Origin of the sequence: Modicisalibacter luteus DSM 23508 (genome assembly GCF_000378505.1) — a bacterium.
GTDB lineage: Bacteria > Pseudomonadota > Gammaproteobacteria > Pseudomonadales > Halomonadaceae > Modicisalibacter > Modicisalibacter luteus.
This window is the reverse complement of record NZ_KB899999.1, coordinates 156464-176175: the sequence shown is the minus strand read 5'-3', so window position 1 is coordinate 176175 and position 19712 is coordinate 156464. Positions and strand designations below refer to the sequence as shown.

14 protein-coding genes and 1 pseudogene are annotated in these 19712 nt (G+C 61.8%); 11 read left to right on the top strand and 4 right to left on the bottom strand.

Features of this window, described 5'->3' with window-relative positions; genetic code table 11:
* Window positions 1-61 precede the first annotated feature (61 nt).
* The 4 genes from F568_RS0116560 to F568_RS0116545 all read left to right on the top strand — a co-directional run bounded on the left by F568_RS0116560 (window position 62) and on the right by F568_RS0116545 (window position 4185).
* Window positions 62-1048 (top strand): Bug family tripartite tricarboxylate transporter substrate binding protein, encoded by a 987-nt coding sequence (locus F568_RS0116560; RefSeq protein ID WP_019019878.1) that lies wholly within the window; start codon window positions 62-64, stop codon window positions 1046-1048.
* A complete protein-coding gene (locus F568_RS0116555) occupies window positions 1045-1494 on the top strand; it encodes a tripartite tricarboxylate transporter TctB family protein (RefSeq protein ID WP_019019877.1) in 450 nt (149 codons plus the stop codon). The genes F568_RS0116560 and F568_RS0116555 overlap by 4 nt, the downstream gene beginning before the upstream one ends.
* A gap of 10 nt (window positions 1495-1504) precedes the next feature.
* Window positions 1505-3010, top strand: a complete 1506-nt coding sequence (locus tag F568_RS0116550) for a tripartite tricarboxylate transporter permease (RefSeq protein ID WP_019019876.1) — start codon at window positions 1505-1507, stop codon at window positions 3008-3010.
* 107 nt (window positions 3011-3117) lie between these two features.
* Window positions 3118-4185, top strand: a complete 1068-nt coding sequence (locus F568_RS0116545; RefSeq protein ID WP_019019875.1) for an AbrB family transcriptional regulator — start codon at window positions 3118-3120, stop codon at window positions 4183-4185.
* 24 nt (window positions 4186-4209) lie between these two features.
* Here F568_RS0116545 and F568_RS0116540 read toward each other — a convergent pair whose 3' ends face one another.
* Both F568_RS0116540 and F568_RS0116535 read right to left on the bottom strand, forming a co-directional pair.
* Complete coding sequence (locus F568_RS0116540) at window positions 4210-4746, bottom strand: HPP family protein (RefSeq protein WP_019019874.1); 537 nt, start codon at window positions 4744-4746, stop codon at window positions 4210-4212.
* 131 nt (window positions 4747-4877) lie between these two features.
* On the bottom strand, window positions 4878-5549 hold the full coding sequence (locus F568_RS0116535; RefSeq protein WP_019019873.1) for an IclR family transcriptional regulator: 672 nt from the start codon (window positions 5547-5549) through the stop codon (window positions 4878-4880).
* A gap of 157 nt (window positions 5550-5706) precedes the next feature.
* Between F568_RS0116535 and F568_RS0116530 the strand changes: the two genes are divergently transcribed.
* The 4 genes from F568_RS0116530 to F568_RS0116515 all read left to right on the top strand — a co-directional run bounded on the left by F568_RS0116530 (window position 5707) and on the right by F568_RS0116515 (window position 11008).
* Window positions 5707-8052, top strand: coding sequence for a cytochrome P450/oxidoreductase (locus F568_RS0116530; protein WP_019019872.1), 2346 nt, complete (start codon window positions 5707-5709; stop codon window positions 8050-8052).
* Between the two features lie 77 nt (window positions 8053-8129).
* Entirely contained in the window at window positions 8130-9155 is a 1026-nt protein-coding gene (locus F568_RS0116525; protein WP_019019871.1) for a TRAP transporter substrate-binding protein, read from the top strand.
* Between the two features lie 63 nt (window positions 9156-9218).
* Complete coding sequence (locus F568_RS0116520) at window positions 9219-9710, top strand: TRAP transporter small permease (protein ID WP_019019870.1); 492 nt, start codon at window positions 9219-9221, stop codon at window positions 9708-9710.
* A complete protein-coding gene (locus tag F568_RS0116515) occupies window positions 9707-11008 on the top strand; it encodes a TRAP transporter large permease (RefSeq protein ID WP_019019869.1) in 1302 nt (433 codons plus the stop codon). The genes F568_RS0116520 and F568_RS0116515 overlap by 4 nt, the downstream gene beginning before the upstream one ends.
* A gap of 174 nt (window positions 11009-11182) precedes the next feature.
* Here the strand turns inward: F568_RS0116515 and F568_RS0116505 are convergent, their stop codons facing one another.
* Complete coding sequence (locus tag F568_RS0116505) at window positions 11183-12199, bottom strand: zinc-dependent alcohol dehydrogenase family protein (protein ID WP_019019867.1); 1017 nt, start codon at window positions 12197-12199, stop codon at window positions 11183-11185.
* Between the two features lie 211 nt (window positions 12200-12410).
* Between F568_RS0116505 and F568_RS0116500 the strand changes: the two genes are divergently transcribed.
* The 3 genes and pseudogenes from F568_RS0116500 (at window position 12411) to F568_RS0116490 (ending at window position 17917) form a co-directional block, all read left to right on the top strand.
* Window positions 12411-13328: a LysR family transcriptional regulator gene (locus F568_RS0116500; protein ID WP_019019866.1), complete on the top strand. Its 918-nt coding sequence runs from the start codon at window positions 12411-12413 to the stop codon at window positions 13326-13328.
* 161 nt (window positions 13329-13489) lie between these two features.
* Window positions 13490-14723: pseudogene (locus tag F568_RS26375) on the top strand (efflux RND transporter periplasmic adaptor subunit).
* A 23-nt stretch (window positions 14724-14746) separates the two neighbouring features.
* Window positions 14747-17917 carry an efflux RND transporter permease subunit gene (locus F568_RS0116490; RefSeq protein WP_019019864.1) on the top strand — a complete coding sequence of 1057 codons (3171 nt, stop codon included), beginning with the start codon at window positions 14747-14749 and terminating at the stop codon, window positions 17915-17917.
* 111 nt (window positions 17918-18028) lie between these two features.
* On the opposite strand, the gene F568_RS0116485 is transcribed toward F568_RS0116490, so the two are convergent.
* On the bottom strand, window positions 18029-19228 hold the full coding sequence (locus F568_RS0116485; RefSeq protein WP_019019863.1) for a multidrug effflux MFS transporter: 1200 nt from the start codon (window positions 19226-19228) through the stop codon (window positions 18029-18031).
* Window positions 19229-19712 lie beyond the last annotated feature (484 nt).

Below are 19712 nucleotides of genomic sequence, written 5' to 3'. Positions count from 1 at the left end.
TCGAGGCGATGACGGCAGGGAGGGGTAACCCTCGCTTACAACAAAGAAACAGGAGTTCGCCATGAAATTCAACTCGGCATTCCGCCAGTGGTCCTCGTTGCTCGTGCTCAGCGGCGCGTTGACGGCAGGCACGGTCCAGGCCCAATCCGACGCCTCCGAGTGTATCGCACCGGCCAAGCCGGGCGGTGGTTACGACCTGACCTGCCGCCTCGCGGCCAATTCCCTGCAGGAAACCGGCCTGATCGACAAGCCGATGATGGTCAGCTACATGCCGGGCGGTATTGGTGCGGTGGCCTACAACCACGTCAATGGCGTGCGTAACGACGATCCCAACCTGATCGTTGCGGCCAGCACCGGGGCGGCTGTCAATCTGGCACTGGGCAAATTCGGCCAGTACGACGCTGATGAAGTGCGCTGGCTGGGCGCGCTGGGTGCCGATTACGGGGCCATCGTGGTCAAGGCCGACGCGCCGTGGCAGAACCTGGAGGAACTCATGAAGGACCTCGAGACTCAGCCGGGCAAGATCGTCTTCGGCGCCGGCGGCACCGTGGGTAGCCAGGACTGGATGAAGGCGGCACTGATTGCCAAGGCGGCGGACATCTCACCGCGTGATCTACGCTACGTGGCCTTCGAGGGTGGCGGCGAGTCGCTGGCGGCGCTGCTTGGCGACCATATTCAGGTCTTCACCGGCGACATGTCCGAGCTACGCCCGCACCTGGAAAGCGGCAAGGTTCGCGTGCTGGCCTCGCTATCCGAAGAGCGCTTGGGCGGGCCGTACGCTGACATTCCTACCGCTGCCGAGCAAGGCTACGACGTGCAGTGGCCGATCTGGCGCGGCTACTACATGGGCCCAGACGTCAGCGACGAGGCTTATCAGGCGTGGGTGGACAAGCTCAAGACGCTATCTGAGAAAGAAAAGTTCGCCGAGCTGCGTGAAGCACGCGGGCTGTTCCCCATGTCACGCTTCGGGGATGACTTTGACAGCTACGTCAAGGAACAGGTTGCCCAGTTCAAGCAACTCGCTGAAGAAGTAGGACTGACGCAATGAAACTCGCCGCCGACCGCGTCCTGGGACTCGCCCTGATCGGTCTGGCGGCGTTTGCCGCCGCCCATGCCGCCAACCTGCACGTCCCGTTCAGCTACGAGCCCGTTGGACCCAAGGCTTTCCCGATCCTGTTATCGGTGGTGCTGGCCGCGTTGTCCCTGATCATGGTGTTTCGTCCGGGTGAGAACGGCCAATGGCCGGACAAGACGCTTAGCCTGAAGCTGCTGGCGGTGTTGGGCGTGCTGCTGGTCTATGCGCTCTTGTTCACGCGCCTGGGGTTCATCGTAACCACCTTCTTCACGGTACTGGCCCTGGCCCGGCTGTTCGAGGCGACCTGGCTCAAGGCCTCGATCGCTGCCGTGTTGATGGCCCTGGGCAGCTACTACCTGTTCACCCAAGGACTGGGTATTTCACTGCCACGCGGCTACTGGCTGCCCGATTTCGCCTGAGGAGCCCGGCATGTTCGATTTTCTGATAGATGGTTTCGGCGTGGCGCTGACCCCCCTCAACCTGGGGCTCGCCTTTCTGGGTGCCGTACTGGGTACCCTGTTCGGTGCACTGCCAGGCATCGGCCCGATCAACGGCATCGCCATCCTTATGCCGCTGGCCTATACGCTTGGCCTGCCTGCAGAGTCGGCGTTGATCCTGCTGGCCGGAGTCTATACCGGGGCGGAGTATGGTGGGCGCATGTCGAGCATCCTGCTCAACGTGCCCGGTGATGCCGGTGCGGTAATGACCACACTTGACGGCCACCCGCTGGCTAAGAAGGGCCTGGCCGGGCCGGCGTTGGGCCTGTCCGCGGTGAGTTCGTTCGTTGGTGCAACCATTGCCATTATCGGCCTGACCCTGTTTGCGCCGCTGTTGGCCGAGGTAGCGGTGATGTTCGGCCCCGCCGAGTTCTTTGCGCTGATGATCTTCGCCTTCGCCTCGATGTCGGTGATGATGGGCAAGGACCCGATCAAGACCGCCATCGGCGCGGTGCTCGGCGTGATGATTGCCATGGTGGGCGTGGACTCCGGCACCGGCGTGTTGCGCTACACCTTTGGCATGGCTGAACTCTACGATGGCATCGACTTCGTGGTGATGATTATCGGGCTGTTCGCGATCAGTGAGATCCTACTCATGCTCGAACACGCCAACCGTAATGATGCCAACGATGAGATACCGCCATTGGGGCGGGTGATGGTCAGCCTCAAGGAAGTGCTGTACTGCAAGTGGACCATGCTGCGCTGCGGTCTGATCGGTTTTATCGTCGGTGTGTTGCCGGGCACTGGCGCCTCTGTGGCCGGGGCAGTCGCCTACACCACCGAGAAGCGTATCTCCGACAAGGACGGGACCTTCGGCACCGGCGACATGCGTGGGCTGGCTGCGCCCGAGGCGGCGAACAACGCTTCCGCGGCGGGTTCGTTCGTGCCGATGCTGACATTGGGCATTCCCGGCTCGGGGACCACCGCGGTGCTATTGGGGGCGCTGATGCTCTACAACATCACGCCGGGTCCGATGATGTTCTCCGAACGCCCCGAGGTGGCCGGCGGGCTGATCGCCTCGCTGTACATCGGAAACGTGGTGCTGCTGGCACTCAACCTGCCGCTGGCGGGCCTGTTCGCCAAGGTACTGACCATTCCGCGCTGGGTGCTGGTGCCCGGGATCGCCATTCTGGCCTTTACCGGCGTCTACCAGTTGCACTCCGATCTCATGGCCATCTACCTGATGCTGATCATTGGTGTGTTCGGCTATTTGCTGCGCAAGCTGGGCTTCTCGCTGGCACCGGTAATCCTCGGCTACGTGCTGGGCGGGCTGATGGAAGATAACCTGCGCCGCGCCCTGTCGATCAGCGGCGGTGACGTCGGCATCTTGTGGCAATCGGGAATTTCGCTGGGACTATGGATCGCTGCGGCGCTGTTGCTGGTTCTGCCATGGCTGTTGCCGAAACTGCTGTTCCGCAAGTCGCTGGACGGTGCGTAAAACTTCCCGCATCCTCTGGCGGCGCTTGGGCCCGGGCCCGGACTCGTAGAGTGCCGGCCACGGGCCCAATGTTTCCCTTGATGCAAACTCGAGACAGAGGAACCGCCTTGATTGGCACGATCAAAGGCCGGTGCGTTGCGACCGGCAAATTGTTTCCGACACTTGCCATCGGTGCCGCTGGTGGCGGCATCGCCTATGTCCTCGCCATTCCGTTGCCCTGGCTGCTGGGGGCGTTGATCGCGACCACCCTGCTCAGCCTGGGCGGTGTGCGGCTACGTGCACCTACCACCTCACGCAAGGCGGTACTGGTGGTGATCGGGGTAATGCTCGGAGCGGCGTTCACCCCCGACATGGCCGGCGACGTGACCCTATGGGGCACGAGCCTGGCGTTGATGCTGCTGACCACGGCAGTGATGATGGCGTTTTCGGTGTGGTTCGGCCGACGCATTGCCGGCTACTCCATGGATACGGCGATGTACTCCGGGGTGCCCGGCGGGGTGTCGGCGGTGACCATGATGGCGGCGGACTCGGATGCCGACCTGCGCGTGGTGGGCCTGACCCATGCAGTGCGCATTCTGGTGCTGCTGCTGGCGATTCCACCGGCACTCAGCCTGATCGGTCACGTCAGCCTACAGCCGCGCAGCATGACGCTGGCCGAGTGGCTGTCGGTGCCGGCATTCGGCGATGCCCTGCTACTGACCGGGGCCGGCGTGATCGGCATGTGGCTGGGGCGGCGTCTGCACCTGCCCAACCCGTTGCTGTTCGGGCCGGTCCTGCTATCCGGCGCATTGCACGTGACCGGGGTGACCGAAGCCGCCATTCCGCCTACCATCGTCGCGCTGGCGCAGATCATCATCGGTGTGTCGGTAGGGGTGCGTTTCGGAGGGACGTCATTGACAACGGTGGGGGTAAACCTGCTGATGGCGGTGCTTCAGGCGGTGGCGTTGCTGTTGATCGCCATCGCCGCCGCCTGGCTGGTGCATGCAATCACCGGCTACTCGGCGGCGGCGGCGCTGCTGGCCTACATGCCGGGCGGGGCGCCCGAGCTCAGCCTGGTGGCGCTATCGCTGGGCATCGATCCGGCCTTCGTGACCTCCCACCACTTGCTGCGCATTACGGTACTGATCATGGTGATGCCGCTGTTGCTGCGGGCCTTTCAGCGGCGCCAGGCCTGAGCAGCCAGACTTCATGACAAGGCGCTACCACCAGTGCTGGGGATAGCGCCGATGGCGGGCGAGATTGTTGACCAGGATCGCCACACTGAGCATCAGCACGCTTCCGGCAGCAATCGGCATGAAAGCGTAGCTCCAGCCTAACGAATGCAGCTCGCCGGCGCCGATCACTGCAATCAGCGCAGTGGCCCCGCCGGGCGGGTGCAGGGTGTGGGTGAGTTGCATGGCCAGGATGGCAGTCGACACGGCCAACGCAGCGGCCAGCCAGGTATCGCCCAGCCACTGCCAGCTGAGTACGCCGATCAGCGCCGAGACCACATTACCGCCAAGTACATTGCGCGGCTGTGCCAAGGGGCTTTCTGGCGCAGCGTACAGCAGTACCGAGGTCGCCCCGAAGGAACCGACCATCAGCAGCGAATGCGCCTGGAGCGACAGGCCGCTCAACCAGCCCACGCCCGTCATGCCGACGAATGCCCCGAACCAAGACCACAGCGCGTCTCGCCAGCATGGCCGACCGCGTTCGACGGGGGCCCCCTTCATCTTGCCCAGATAGCTTCTGACCATTGGCTCCCTTTCATATGGTCCCGAAAAAGCGGCCCATCTTGCCAAAATTGCTCAAATGACTGAAATAGCCAGTGGTTATGGTGACTATCGGCTACGTAGCGGCCCGCAAGCGGAAGCACAAAAAACAGCGGTCAGGAAATCAGACTAGCGAGGCGCTGCGCGCATGCCGTTACGGCTTTCGCAGCTGCTGGGGCATCCAGGTCATCTAGCGCCACCACGCCGACACTGCCCTCGAAGCCAGAGTGTTGCACCGCGCCACGTAATGGACTGGCTACGCCGACCGCGCCGCGCTGAAGCTGGCCGCGCGTAATGCTGAAGCCGTCCTGCCGGGCCTGTCGAACCTCATCGGCATCATTGTCGCGCGCGGGGCGAGCGGAAAGAATGGCGACTCCGGCAGCGCCGAGTTCAAGTGGGTGACGGCTACCGACCCGGTAGCTGACCCGCAACAAGCCTTCCTCCGGTTCGGCAACCAGCAGTGCCACGCACTCCTCGCCTTGGGCAGCTGATAGATAGGCCGTGGCGTGCGTTTCCCGGGCGAGTTGGCGTAGCAACGGCTGGGCGATGCTGCGCAGTTGAGGCTCGAACCGGGAAGCCAATGCCAGGATCCCGCCACCAAGGCAGACCTGGCCCTCTTGTCGTCGGTAGGCCAGGGCGTTTGCCTCTAAGGTCGCGACGATGCGATAGACAATGGCGCGATTGATATCAAGCCTAACCGCCAAGTCTGCGATGCTTATGCCGCTGGGGTGTTGGGCGATGATCTCGAGGGCTTGGAGACCTCGGTCGAGGGTTTGCAGTTGGCTCATTGTTCACGGCTCGGAGCAGGGGGGCTTAGACTTTGGGCGATAGGGAAAAGCGGACAGGATCATGTCGCTTGACCCCGCTCAGCGGCTCCCCTATGTTCGTTCACAGAACATGTGTTTTCAATAAAAGTAAATATAACAATATTGGCCGAGGCCTGACATGCGTGTTTCCCTGACTGCTCCCTCCGCGCCCGAGGATCGTTGCCCGCTCAGCCATGCTGCCCCACAGGCCGGCACGGCGCCGAACGGTTGTCCTGTCTCGCCTCAGGCGGCGGAATTCGACCCCTTCGAAAATGCCTACCAGCTCGATCCCGCCGAAGCGCTACGCTGGTCGCGAGATCAGGAGCCGGTGTTCTACAGTCCAAAGCTTGGCTACTGGGTGGTCAGTCGCTACGCCGATGTGAAGGCCATCTTTCGCGACAACCGGATATTCTCGCCATCCATCGCACTGGAGAAGATCACCCCGGTGTCTCAGGCGGCGCAGGACACGCTGAAACGCTACGGCTACGCCATGCACCGCACACTGGTAAATGAAGACGAGCCGGCCCACATGGAACGGCGCCGTGCCCTGATGAAATCCTTCGAGCTGGAGGAACTGGCCCATCACGAGCCCATGGTACGGCGCCTGACCCGGGCTTATTTGGACCGTCTCATCGACCAGGGCGAGGCGGATCTCGTCGATGAAATGCTCTGGGAAATTCCGCTGACGGTGGCGCTGCACTTTCTTGGCGTACCCGAGGAAGACATGGATACGTTGCGCGAGTACTCCATCGCACACACCGTCAATACCTGGGGCCGCCCCTCTCCGGAGGAGCAGGTCGCGGTGGCCGACTCCGTGGGCCGGTTCTGGCAGTATGCCGGCAAGGTACTGGAGAAGATGCGCCAGGATCCCTCGGGGCATGGCTGGATGAAATATGCTATCCGGCGGCAGCGGGAACTTCCCGAGGTGGTCACCGATTCTTATCTGCACTCGATGATGATGGCCGGCATCGTCGCGGCTCATGAAACCACCGCCCATGCCAGTGCCAACATGCTCAGACTGCTGCTGGAAAGCCGCGAGGTATGGGAGGATGTCTGCGCCAACCCCTCGTTGATCCCCAATGCGGTCGAGGAGTGCCTGCGCCTGTCCGGTTCTGTCGCCGCCTGGCGGCGCATCGCTACCGCCGATGCCTGGATCGGCGATACGTTCATCCCCAAGGGCGCCAAGCTATTGATCGTCAGCGCGTCGGCCAACCACGACGAGCGTCACTTCGAAAATCCTGATGTTCTGGATATCTACCGCGACAACACCACCGATCACCTGACGTTCGGCTACGGCAGTCATCAATGCATGGGCAAGAACCTGGCGCGCATGGAGATGCGCATCTTTCTTGAGGAGTTCACCCGGCGTCTGCCGCACATGGAGCTTGCCCCGGATCAGACGTTTACCTTCGTGCCCAATACTTCCTTTCGGGGGCCCGAGCACTTGTGGGTGCGCTGGGACCCATCCCGCAATCCCGAACGCCACGATGCCTCGTTGCTTGAGCGGGAGAGGCATTTCCCGCTCGGCGCGCCGAACCGGCAGGATGCCGAGCGCGAGGTGCGCGTGACCGAGGTGATTGCCGAGGCGGAAGACGTCGTGCGCCTGGTGCTGGAGGATCCGAGGGGCCGCCCCTTGCCTCGCTGGAGTCCGGGTGCGCATATCGACGTCCTCATTGGCGACTACGTGCGCAAGTACTCATTGTGCGGTGATCCGAATGACGAACACCGGCTGCAGGTGGCGGTACGCAGGGAGTCTCCCGGGCGCGGCGGCTCGCGCCATATCCACGATTCCATCAAGGCGGGCATGCCATTGCGCATGCGCGGGCCCCGCAATCATTTCCGTCTGGATGAGCGAGCCGATCGCTACCTGCTGATCGCCGGTGGTATCGGCATTACGCCGATCATTGCCATGGCCGATCGGCTCAAGGCCCTAGGCAGGGACTACGCCATCCATTACTGCGGACGCTCGCGCCAGTCCATGGCACTGCTGAGCCGCCTGGTGCGGGATCACGGTGAACGACTGCAGCTCTACCCCGCCAGCGAAGGGCGGCGGCTCGACCTGCCGACGCTCGTGGCGGGGCATGGCAATGCACTGATCTATGCCTGCGGTCCGGGGCGCCTGCTCGACCAACTGGCGGAGTTGACCCGCACGTATCCCGGGGCGCTTCATGTCGAGCACTTCACCGCCACGGCAGAGGCACTCGATCCCCGTCGGGAACATACCTTCGAGGTGGTGCTCGAGGATTCCGAGCTGACCGTGCCGGTAGCGGCGGATCAGACGGTCCTTCAGGCTCTGCGCGCGGTCGGTGTCGATGTGCCCAGTGACTGTGAGGAGGGCCTGTGCGGGACCTGCGAGGTGGCGGTCGTCGACGGCGATGTGGATCATCGCGACAGGGTGCTCACCGATGCCGAGCGGGCAGATAACCGTCGCATGATGACCTGCTGTTCGCGGGCCCGCAGCGGTCGGCTCGTGCTAGGGCTTTAAGCCCTGTCTGAACACCGATAACCAACAACAACATTTATCGATGTATCCGCCCGAGCGGAACACACCAGGAGATTCCTGTGAATAACAACATCCCCAAGCTCGCCACGCTCACCGCCGGTATTGCACTCGCCCTGTCGGGTACGGCGCTGGCACAGACTACCCTCAAGGTTAGCCACTACCTGCCCCCGGTGCATGGCATCCATACCGATTTCATCGTCCCGTGGACGGAGCAGATCACGGCCTGCACCAATGGCGAAGTGCAGTTCGATATCTACCCGGGCGGCACGCAGCTCGGTAACGTGGCCAAGCAGCAGGAGCAGGTGGTCGCCGGGGTAGTGGATATAGCCCACGGGCTGCACGGCATCCCACGGGGCCGCTTTCCACGCACGTCGCTGATCGAGTTACCCTTCATGACGCGCGACGCGGGGGCGGCCAGCGAGACCCTGTGGGATATGTACCCAGAGGATCTGGCCCCTGAATATCGCGGCCTCAAGGTGCTCGCCCTGCATGCTCACAATGGAGGGCTCGTCCATACGGCGGACAAGAAAGTCGAGACGATGGAGGACATGCAGGGGCTGCGCCTGCGTACGCCAAGCCCTGCGGTATCGGCCATGCTGACGGCACTGGGGGCCACGCCTCAGGGACTGCCGCCGGGTGAGGTCTACGAGAATATTCAGAAGCACGTAATCGATGGCACGGTCTTTCCCTGGGATCCGGTGAAGTCGTTCGGCCTCAACGAGGTGCTTAACTATCATCTGGAAGCCGGGGCCTATACGGTGCCGTTCTTCTTCGTCATGAATCAGCGCAAGTACGATGCCCTGCCCGACAATGTCCAGACCTGCATCGACGAGGCTTCGGGGGATACGCTGGTGGCCAAGTTTGGCGACTGGTGGGACACGTGGGATGCGGCCGGACGCCAGGAGGCCGAGGCATCCGGGCACGTCATCACCGAGCTTTCGGATACCGAGCGCGAGCGTTGGAGAGAGGCGCTGCAGCCGACCATCAACGACTATATCGAACAGACGGCTGATCAGGGCGTCGACAATGCCCGTGAGATCTATGATCGCATGCTGGAACTGCTCGCCGAGAAACAATCACGATAAGTCCGCCGCATCGGCCCGGCACGCAAGGTGGTGCCGGGCCGTCTGCCATGACGTGAGCTTGCCATGAGATATCTGATTACGGCGTTGCGTTCGCTCGTCACGCTATCCGCGGCCACAGGCGTTGCAGCCTATGCGGCGGCTGCCCTGCTGACCGTTGCCGACGTGATCGGCCGGCAACTCGGTCTACCCATCCCGGGCATGGTCGACTTGGTCCAGTTGTTTGTGCTGGGTGGCGCCTGGCTGGTCATTCCCTATGCCTTCATGACCGGAGCGCATGTGGGCGTCGATCTGCTAGTCGACTCCTTTCCGAAGCGCCTTGCGGTAGTGATGCGGGGCGTAGCGGCCATGGCTGCCCTCGGCCTGATGGCGCTGATGCTCTACTTCTGTTATGCCACCTTCCAACAGCAGGTTATGTTCGGTGACCGCTCTCAGCAGTTGGGCATTCCCATCTTCTACTTCTGGCTGCCGTTACTCTTTGGAGTCGGGCTTTCCATGGTAGCCATCGTGCTGACCTTGGTGCCGGTACCGGCCCGACAGGCCGAGGTACTGTCATGAGTAGTGCCGCACTCGGGCTGGCCGGCTTCGGCCTCACGCTGTTGCTGATCGCCTTCGGGTTTCCCGTCGCCGTGGCCATGGCCCTCGTCGGGGTGGGAGGTTTCTGGTGGCTGAACGGGAGCATGGGGGCCGGGTTTATTCTTGGCTCATCGCCGTTCGAAGCCATTTTTCCCTACTCTCTGAGTGTCGTGCCGTTATTCGTGATGATGGGCGTGTTTGCGGCGCGTGCGGGTTTGTCGCGCTCGCTGTTCGATATGGTCAACAGCTTCCTAGGACACATCCGCGGTGGGCTGGCAGTGACGGGCGTCGGCGCTTGCGCGATCTTTGGAGCCATCTGCGGTTCGTCGTTGGCAACAGTGGCCACGATGGGACGGGTGGCGATCCCTGAGATGCAGAAGCGGGGCTACGATAGCTCGCTGTCCTCGGCTGCTATTGCCGCCGGGGGAACCTTGGGCGTGCTGATCCCACCCTCCATCCTGCTGGTCATCTATGGCATCCTCACTCAGACCTCGATCGGCCAGCTATTCATCGGTGCCATCGTGCCCGGCATTATCGGTGCCGTGCTATATGGCCTGGCCATCGTCATTCGGGTACGCATGTCGCCGAAGTTGGCACCGCCGGCGGAGAAGGCGGGCTGGACGACGCGGCTAGCTACATTGCGGCGGGTATGGGGCGTACTGCTTCTGTTCTCATTAGTTATCGGGGGCATCTATCTGGGCTGGTTCTCGCCGACCGAAGCCGCTGCTGTCGGAGCCGTTGGCGCCTTCGCGCTGGCGCTGGTTTCCAGGGAGTTGGACCGACACTCGTTATGGGGAGCGGTACGTGAAACGGCGGGACTGACCGGTATGATCTTCTTCATCCTGATCGGTGCGTCCCTATTCAACTACTTTCTTGAAACTACAGGGTTGCCCAGTGCCCTTATCGAAGGCATTCGCAACAGCGGCCTGGGGCCGATGACAGTACTGATCCTGATCATGCTGTTCTACATCGTGCTGGGCTGCTTCATGGATGCCATGTCGATGATCCTGCTGACCGTGCCATTCCTGGCCCCGGTCGCTGCCTCGCTGGACTTCGACATGGTGTGGTTCGGTATCCTTGTCGTCACGGTCGCCGAGATCGGCCTGATCACACCACCCATCGGCATGAACCTGTTCGTGGTGCAGGCGACACAGCCGGAACTCACCCAGAGGATGATCGTGCGCGGCATCCTGCCATTCATTCTCGCGGATGTCGTCCGGCTAGTGCTGCTGGCTGGCGTGCCGGCACTGACCCTGTGGCTGCCCGCTAAAATGTTCTGAGTCTGGCCGGCCCTGGTTCAATTCAGGCCCAGCCGCTTGCCCAGCCGGTACAGGTTGCCACTGTCGAGGCCCAGCGTATGTGCCTTGGCTGCCCAGTGGTGATCATGGCTGGGGCTAAGAAGCACAGGGCCACCGTCATGGCGATGGCCCTTGCCGTTCTAGAGGCGGATAACGCTAGACCTTGAGCACCACGCGGCCGCGTCGTGGACACAACTTTTCATGGTAGCGGTGGGCCTCGACCACCTCCTCGAAAGGAAAGACACGGTCAATCTGCGGAAGCAGTCGCCGTTCGTTGGTCAGGCGGTCGATTGTCTCCAGGGCACGCCGAACGGCGTCACAATCCTGGGGGATACCGAGCTCGGGCTTGCCGGTAAAGTTGGTCAGGCAATGCAGATGAAACTGGATGTTCTTGCGGAAGGCCTCACAGGCGGGCAAGGGGGTTTCGTTGCCACCCAGAAGCCCATAGAGCACCAGGCGCCCTTGCGGGGCGAGCACGTCGCCCATCAGGCCCATCTGCGGCCCGCCCAGAGGATCCATCACTACATTCACCCCGCGCTTGTCGGTCAGCTTGGCGACCTGCATGACCAGATCCTGCTCTTCCGTGACGATGACGTGCTCTGCGCCTAGAGAAAGCAGGTAATCCCGGTCGTCTGCAAAGCGGGTCGTAGCGATGACCCGCGTTCCCAGCGCCTTGGCCAGTTGAATCGTGTAAGGTCCTCCGGTCTGGCTGGCGGCGGTAATCAGAACCCACTGCTGCGGCCGTACCTTGGCCAGCTCGACCAGTCCAAAGTAGGCCACGAATAACGGTGAATAATGCACGCTCGCCTCGATGGGCGAGAGTATCGAGGGATAGCGTGTCAGTGAGCAACGCGGCAACACGAGCCGATCGGCGTAGGTACCGTACTGGCCGGGGTCGTGGCCCGGGAAGGAAGCCACACTGTCACCCACCGCCAGGTCTTCAACACCGTTACCTACCGCCAGTACGGTGCCGGCCATTTCGTGGCCGATTCGCGAGGGCAGGCTGGCATGGGAAGGGGCCAGATTCTGACGCCAGAGCACGTCAAACCAGTTGACCCCAATCGCCTCGGTCGAGACCAGCACCTCGCCTTCACCGGGCGCTATTTCAGGTTGCTCTTCGCAGCGAAGCACATCCGCCGTACCGAACTGATGGAAACGTATCACACGGGGCATCGTTCACCTCGCCAGATGAGCCTGATGGACATAAACTCTATCGGGGATAACCTGCCTGCACCATTCATGTCCATCGATAATCGATATAGAGCCTGATAATGAAGCGAGGTTCAGCGTTGGGGCTGGAGTAGTTCAGCGAGGGTCGATCCCGGCTCGTTTTCCTCTCATGTAGGATTTTTGCCGCACGGGGCATTGCCTGCAAGGAAGAACCATGAACCGTAATGACCTGCGCCGCGTCGATTTCAACCTGCTGATTGTCTTCGAGACGCTGATGCATGAACGGAGCGTGACGCGTGCGGCAGAAAAGCTCTTTCTCGGCCAGCCCGCAATCAGTGCCGCCCTGGCCCGGCTGCGAACGCTCTTCGACGATCCGCTGTTTATCCGTACCGGCCGTGTCATGGAGCCGACCAGCCGGGCTGAAGAGATTTTTCGTCTTTTGGAGCCGGCACTCGATTCCATCTCCAATGCGCTGAGCCACACCAGTGAATTCGATCCCGCTACCAGCGATGCCGTTTTTCGTGTCGGCCTGTCTGATGATGTCGAGTTCGGCTTGCTGCCCCCCTTGTTGCGTCGTCTGCGTGCGGAAGCCCCCAATGTCGTGCTGGTGGTCAGGCGCGCCAATTATCTGCTGATGCCTCAGTTGCTGAGTTCGGGCGAGATTTCTGTCGGCGTGTGCTACACGGGTGAGTTGCCGGCCAATGCGAAGCGCAAGGTGCTTAGGCGAAGCAAGCCGCGTGTACTGCGTGCCGATGCTATCCCGGGGGCGCTCTCGCTGGAGGATTATTGCGCTCGGCCGCATGCCCTGGTGTCGTTTGCCGGTGATCTGAGTGGATACATCGATGAGCGGCTGGCGGCGTTGGGATGCCGACGGCGCGTGGTGCTGGCGGTGCCGCAGTTCAATGGATTGAGCGCGCTTCTGGCCGGGACGGATATCATTGCCACCGTGCCGGATTACGCCGCTGCTGTCCTGACAGCGGGTGGCGGACTGCGTGAAGACGACGTGCCTTTCGATGCGCCCTCGTTCGAGCTTTCGATGGCTTGGCGGGGGGCCCAGGATAACGACCCTGCCGAGCGCTGGCTGCGTTCACGTATCCAGATGTTTGTCGGCGACCCCGATTCCTTACGGTAGTTGCCTGCATTGGCGTGGATGCCGTCCCATCATAAGGCGTTTTCTATCGTTGCGTCGTAACCATCATTCTGAGCGATAGTAGCTTTTACTCTGTTCGATTAGTCACCTTGTATGTTGCATTGCAGAATCCGCTAACTCCCCAGTGATTAGCGGTTCAGACCATGAACTATCAGTTTTCCTACCTACGCAACGCGTTGCATGCAGTCGTGGCCGTTTTCGTACTGTCAGCGGCAAGCGCCCATGCTGAAACGATGCCTGCGCCAACAGTGAGCGTGGCACAGGTCATTCGGCAACACACCACGGAGTGGGACGAATTCACCGGACGTCTCGAGGCGCCCGAAACCGTCGAGGTGCGCCCGCGTGTCTCCGGCTTCGTCGATGCCGTGACCTTTCAGGAAGGGGCCCGGGTGAAAAAGGGCGATGTGCTGTTCGTCATCGATCCGCGTCCTTACGAAGTCGAAGTGCGCCGTCTGGAAGCACAGCTTCAGCAGACGCGGGCGAATGCCGACCGGGCCAACAACGAAGCCCGCCGGGGTGAGCGTCTCAAGGCCAGCAACGCCATCTCGGCCGAACTCGCCGAAGCCCGTACCAGTGCGGCCCGGCAGGCACGCGCCGAAGTGGCGTCACTCGAGGCAGCACTGGATGCAGCCCAGCTCGACCTCAGCTTCACCCAGGTGACCGCACCCATCGATGGCCACGTCAGCCGTGCGGAAGTGACTGCCGGTAATCTCGTCACTGCCGGGGAGAGCGTACTGACCACTGGTATCTACAGATCGCGTTTATGCCTATTTCGAAGCCGACGAACGGGCCTACCTGAAATATCAGGAGCTGACCCGGGAAGGACAGCGTGGCCAGTCCAGCCCGGTCTATATGGGGCTCGCCAACGAGAGCGATTATCCCCATCTGGGCAGCATGGATTTCGTTGATAACCGGGTCGATCCGCAGACTGGCACCATTCGTGGCCGCGCAGTATTCGATAACCCGGAAGGACGCTTCACGCCGGGGCTTTATGTGCGGCTCAGGCTGGCGGGCAGTGCCAGCTACGATGCCGTGCTGATTCAGGATGCCGCGGTGGGTACCGATCTCGGTCGCAAGTTCGTGCTGGTGCTCAATGAGGACGGGACGGTGGCTTATCGCAATATCGAATTGGGTCCTCAACTTGCCGGGCTGCGCATCGTGCGGAGTGGTCTCGATGCCGGCGAACGCATCGTGGTCAATGGGCTCCAGCGCGTCCGCCCCGGAATGCCGGTCACCGCCGAGATCGTCCCTATGGCCGATAGCGAGACGCTGGCCACCCTGTCACGCATGCAGCGTCGCGTCGATGCTGCCCTGGCGGCTTCGCAGTCGCTGGAAGACAACCGACTGACGGCCAGCGCGGCGCACCAGTCTCGCTAGCGGGTTATTGAGGGACGACAACGATGAACTTTTCACAGTTTTTCATACGGCGTCCGATCTTCGCCGTTGTTCTTTCCCTGCTGATCCTGATTGCCGGCGCCATCTCGCTGTTCAAGTTGCCGATCAGCGAATATCCGGAGGTGGTGCCGCCGACGGTAGTGGTGCGTGCCAACTATCCCGGTGCCAACCCCAAGGTAATCGGTGAGACCGTGGCGGCGCCGCTGGAGCAGGCAATCAACGGGGTGGAGAACATGCTTTACATGTCCTCCCAGTCCACTGCCGACGGCAAGATGACCCTGACCATCACCTTCGCACTCGGGACCGATCTCGATACCGCCCAGGTGCAGGTACAGAACCGTGTCACCCGGACGCTGCCCAAACTTCCCGAGGAGGTGCAGCGGCTCGGCGTGACTGCTGACAAGGCCTCGCCCGACCTGACCATGGTCGTTCATCTGATATCACCCGATGAACGTTACGACATGCTTTACCTGTCGAATTACGCGGCGCTCAACATCCGTGACGAGTTGGCCCGGCTGGAAGGGGTGGGCGATGTGCAGCTGTTCGGAGCAGGCGATTACTCACTGCGTATCTGGCTCGATCCCAACCGGGTGGCGTCGCTCAATCTCACTGCGATGGATGTGGTAAATGCCGTACGCGAACAGAATCGGCAAGTCGCCGCCGGTACGCTCGGAGCACCGCCATCGCCGGATGCCACCAGCTTCCAGTTGCTGATCAACACTCAGGGGCGCCTGGTCAGTGAAGAAGAGTTCGAGAATATTGTCGTGCGGGCGGGGGCGAACGGCGAGATCGTACGTCTCAAGGACATCGCTCGTATCGAACTTGGGGCCAGCCAGTATGCGCTGCGCTCACTACTGGATAACCAGCCGGCGGTAGCCATCCCCATCTTCCAACGGCCGGGTTCGAATGCCATTGCGCTGTCCGATGCCGTACGCGAGCGCATGGCCGAGCTGAAGCAGGCCTTCCCCGAGGGTGTCGACTACCGCATCGTCTACGACCCGACGGTCTTCGTGCGTGGGTCCATCGAGGCCGTGGTCCATACCCTGCTCGAGGCGATCATACTGGTGGTATTGGTTGTGGTGCTGTTCCTCCAGACCTGGCGAGCCTCGATCATTCCGCTGGCCGCCGTGCCGGTATCGCTGATCGGCACGTTTGCGGTCATGCACTTATTCGGATTCTCGCTGAATGCGCTGTCGCTGTTCGGCCTGGTCCTGGCGATCGGTATCGTCGTCGACGACGCTATCGTGGTGGTGGAAAACGTCGAGCGTAACATCGCGCTTGGCAAGTCGCCGATCGAAGCCACCCAGCAAGCGATGAAGGAAGTCACCGGACCGATCATAGCCACTGCGCTGGTGCTGTGTGCGGTATTCATCCCCACCGCCTTCATTTCGGGGCTTACCGGGCAGTTCTATCGCCAGTTCGCCTTGACCATTGCCATCTCGACGGTAATCTCGGCGTTCAACTCGCTGACCTTGTCACCGGCCCTGGCCGCTGTACTGCTCAAGCGCCATGATGCACCGAAGGATCGCTTCTCGCGTCTGCTCGACTGGATCTTCGGCAAATGGTTGTTCCGGCCCTTCAATTCCGTGTTTCACCATGCCAGCAATGGTTATGTGGGCACCGTACGACGCATCCTGCGGGGTAGCTCGGTCGCCCTGTTGGTATACGCGGGGCTGATCGGGCTGACCTGGCTAGGTTTTTCCAGCACGCCAAGCGGCTTCGTGCCGCAGCAGGACAAGCAGTATCTGGTATCGTTCGCCCAATTGCCGGATGCCGCGACGCTCGATCGTACAGAGGCGGTAATTCGCGAGATGTCGGAGAAAGCCCTGAACTACCCCGGTGTAGAGAGCACCGTGGCGTTTCCGGGCCTGTCGATAAATGGCTTCAGCAACAGTCCAAATAGCGGCATCGTCTTCGTCACACTGGACCCGTTCGAAGAGCGTCAGGCGCCTGGCCTGTCGGCCAACGCTATTGCCGGGGCGCTGAATCAGGAATTCGCGGCCATTCAGGAGGCGTTCATTGCCATCTTCCCGCCGCCGCCGGTCATGGGGCTGGGAACCATCGGCGGGTTCCGTCTGCAGGTCGAGGACCGTGCCAGCCTCGGTTACGACGAGCTCTACGCGCAGACGCAGAACATCATTGCCAAGAGCCAGCAGGTGCCTGAGCTGGCGGGGGTGTTCTCCAGCTTCACGGTCAACGTGCCGCAGATCGATGCCGACGTGGATCGTGAGAAAGCCAAGACACATGGCGTATCCGTCGATGACATCTTCGAGACCATGCAGGTTTATCTCGGCTCGCTATACGTCAACGACTTCAACCGCTTCGGTCGGACGTATCAGGTGATTGCCCAGGCCGACCAGCCATACCGACTCGAGCCCGAACAGATCGGTCAGCTCAAGCTGCGCAATGCCACCGGCGACATGGTGCCTCTGGCGACGTTCGTGGATATACAACACTCGGCTGGTCCTGATCGCGTGATGCACTATAACGGTTTCCCTACGGCCGAACTCAACGGTGCCGCTGCGCCCGGCTATAGCTCCGGCCAGGCCGAGGCAGCCATGGCCCGGTTGCTTGAAGAGGAATTGCCCAATGGCATGACCTTCGAGTGGACGGACCTGACCTACCAGCAGATCCTGGCCGGGAATACGGCGCTGTTCGTGTTTCCGCTGTGCGTGCTGTTGGTACTGCTGGTCCTTGCTGCGCAGTACGAGAGCTGGAGCCTCCCGCTGGCAGTGATCCTGATCGTACCGATGACGCTGCTTTCCGCGATCACCGGCGTGCTTATTTCCGGCGGTGACAACAATATCTTCACTCAGATCGGACTGATCGTCCTGGTGGGGCTGGCGTGCAAGAACGCGATCCTGATCGTTGAGTTTGCCAAGGACAAGCAATTGGAAGGATTGGACCGGGTCAGCGCCGTGCTCGAGGCTTGCCGGCTACGCTTGCGGCCCATCCTGATGACGTCGTTTGCCTTCATCATGGGCGTGGTCCCGCTCGTGCTCTCTACCGGCGCAGGTGCCGAGATGCGTCAGGCCATGGGCGTCGCGGTGTTCGCCGGTATGCTTGGTGTCACGTTCTTCGGCCTGCTGTTGACGCCGGTTTTCTATGTGCTGATCCGTGCCTACGTGGAGAAGCGCCAGGCCCGAAACCTGCATCCGGATGCGGCTATGTCCTGAGTCGCGTCCCGTCGTCGGCTGGCTATCTTGCCTGTGTAGCCAGCCGATGAGTTTGCCCGCAACGCTTGCCGTTGCGGGCTTTTTTCGTCAAGAGACCAGCGTCGTTCGGTATCAGCTTGCAACGTCCATAACCGGACGGCGGCTCAGCGACAGATAGACGACCAGCGCGCTGGCTCCGGCCAGGGCAATGACCAGCACCATCGGTAACGCCGTACCGTCATAGAGCCGGCCAACCAGTGCACTCGATGTCGCTGCCGAGCCCATCTGGATGAAGCCCAGCATCGACGCAGCGGTGCCTGCCATGTGGTGAAAGGGGGCCAGTGCGCCGGCAATCAGTTGCGGCATCATCATTCCCGAGCCGATGGCGTAGATCACCTGCGGGCCGATAATCGCCGCAAGGGTATCGGCGCCGCTCGCCACCAGCGACACGACCAGCACGCCGGCCAGGACCAGCAGGCTGCCGCCGACGAGAATCAGGCGGTGTCCGCCGACCTTGGATATCAGCCGTGCGCCCAGCAGGTTCCCGGCGATGAAGGCCGCCACTACGAACAGGAAATACCAGCCGAAGTGGGCTTCGGGCACCTCGAATAGCTCAATAAGCACGAACGGAGCGCCGGACATGAAGCCGTAGTGGCCGGCAAACATCAGGCTTACCGCTAACGCATGGGCGAGAAAGGTGCGGTTGCTGATCGCTGACAGGTAATTATCCATGACTGTGCGCGGATGCAGGGTCTGGCGACGTTCGCGGGGCAACGACTCGGGCAATCCGACCCCCACCACGGCCAGTGTCAACGCGGCGTAGATGGCCAAAAATAGAAAGATCGACGGCCAGCCGAAAGCCACCAATAGCGCACCACCGACGACCGGGGCGAGTGCCGGCGCAACGGCCGTGGTGCTACCCATATAGGCGAGCTTCTTCGCCGCCTCGACAGGCTCGAAGGTGTCGCGGACCATGGCTTGGGCCAGCACCATGCCTGATGCTGCGCCGAAGGCCTGGAAGAAGCGATAGCCGAACAGCACGGTGATACTGTCGGCGAACATGCAGCCCACGCTGCCCAGGCAAAACAGGCCCATACCGACGAGCAACAGCGGCTTGCGCCCGAACCGATCGGCCAGTGGGCCACACAGCAACTGCGCGATTGCCAGACCGATCATGTAGGCACTGAGGGTCAGCTGGATCCTGTCTGCCCCAACGCTGAACGTCTCGGCCATGGCGGGAAAGGCGGGCAGGTACATGGAAGTGGCCAGCGGTCCCATCGCCACCATGGCGGCCAGGACGACGACGGCAATCGGCGAGGTGAGCTTGATCATGGGGTGTCCCTTCGGTGATCGGGCTAGAATTCTACGCCTAACACGATGGGATTAGCCAGCTAACGAAAGGCCGGCGTACACGCAAAAAAATGGACCGCAAGAGCGGTCCAAGGTACGCAGGGAACTGAAGGGTCGTGCTGGGGCTGAGCCCCACAGAGTCAAAGGACGGCCATCGACATTACGTCCTTTGACACTGTTCATGATGCGTCGCGGTGAAACTGAGCGGCGCATGCCAAACGAGGCGTCCTTGCGGGAATCCATTCCAGATGCCGTGGCATCCTTGGCCCGAAGGCGCGGCGATTCATCCTTGGACTGGGGGGGTGAACGACGTTTGCACGTGCCTGCCCTCGCCAGCCGCACCTTGAACAATGCGAGAAGGGCGCCAGGTTTTCAAAACATTTGAGATAACAATGCCTTATAGAGGGTTGCTGGTGACTGGTGTTCGGGGGCAACGGTGATTAGGGCTCGCCGGGCCAGGAAAATG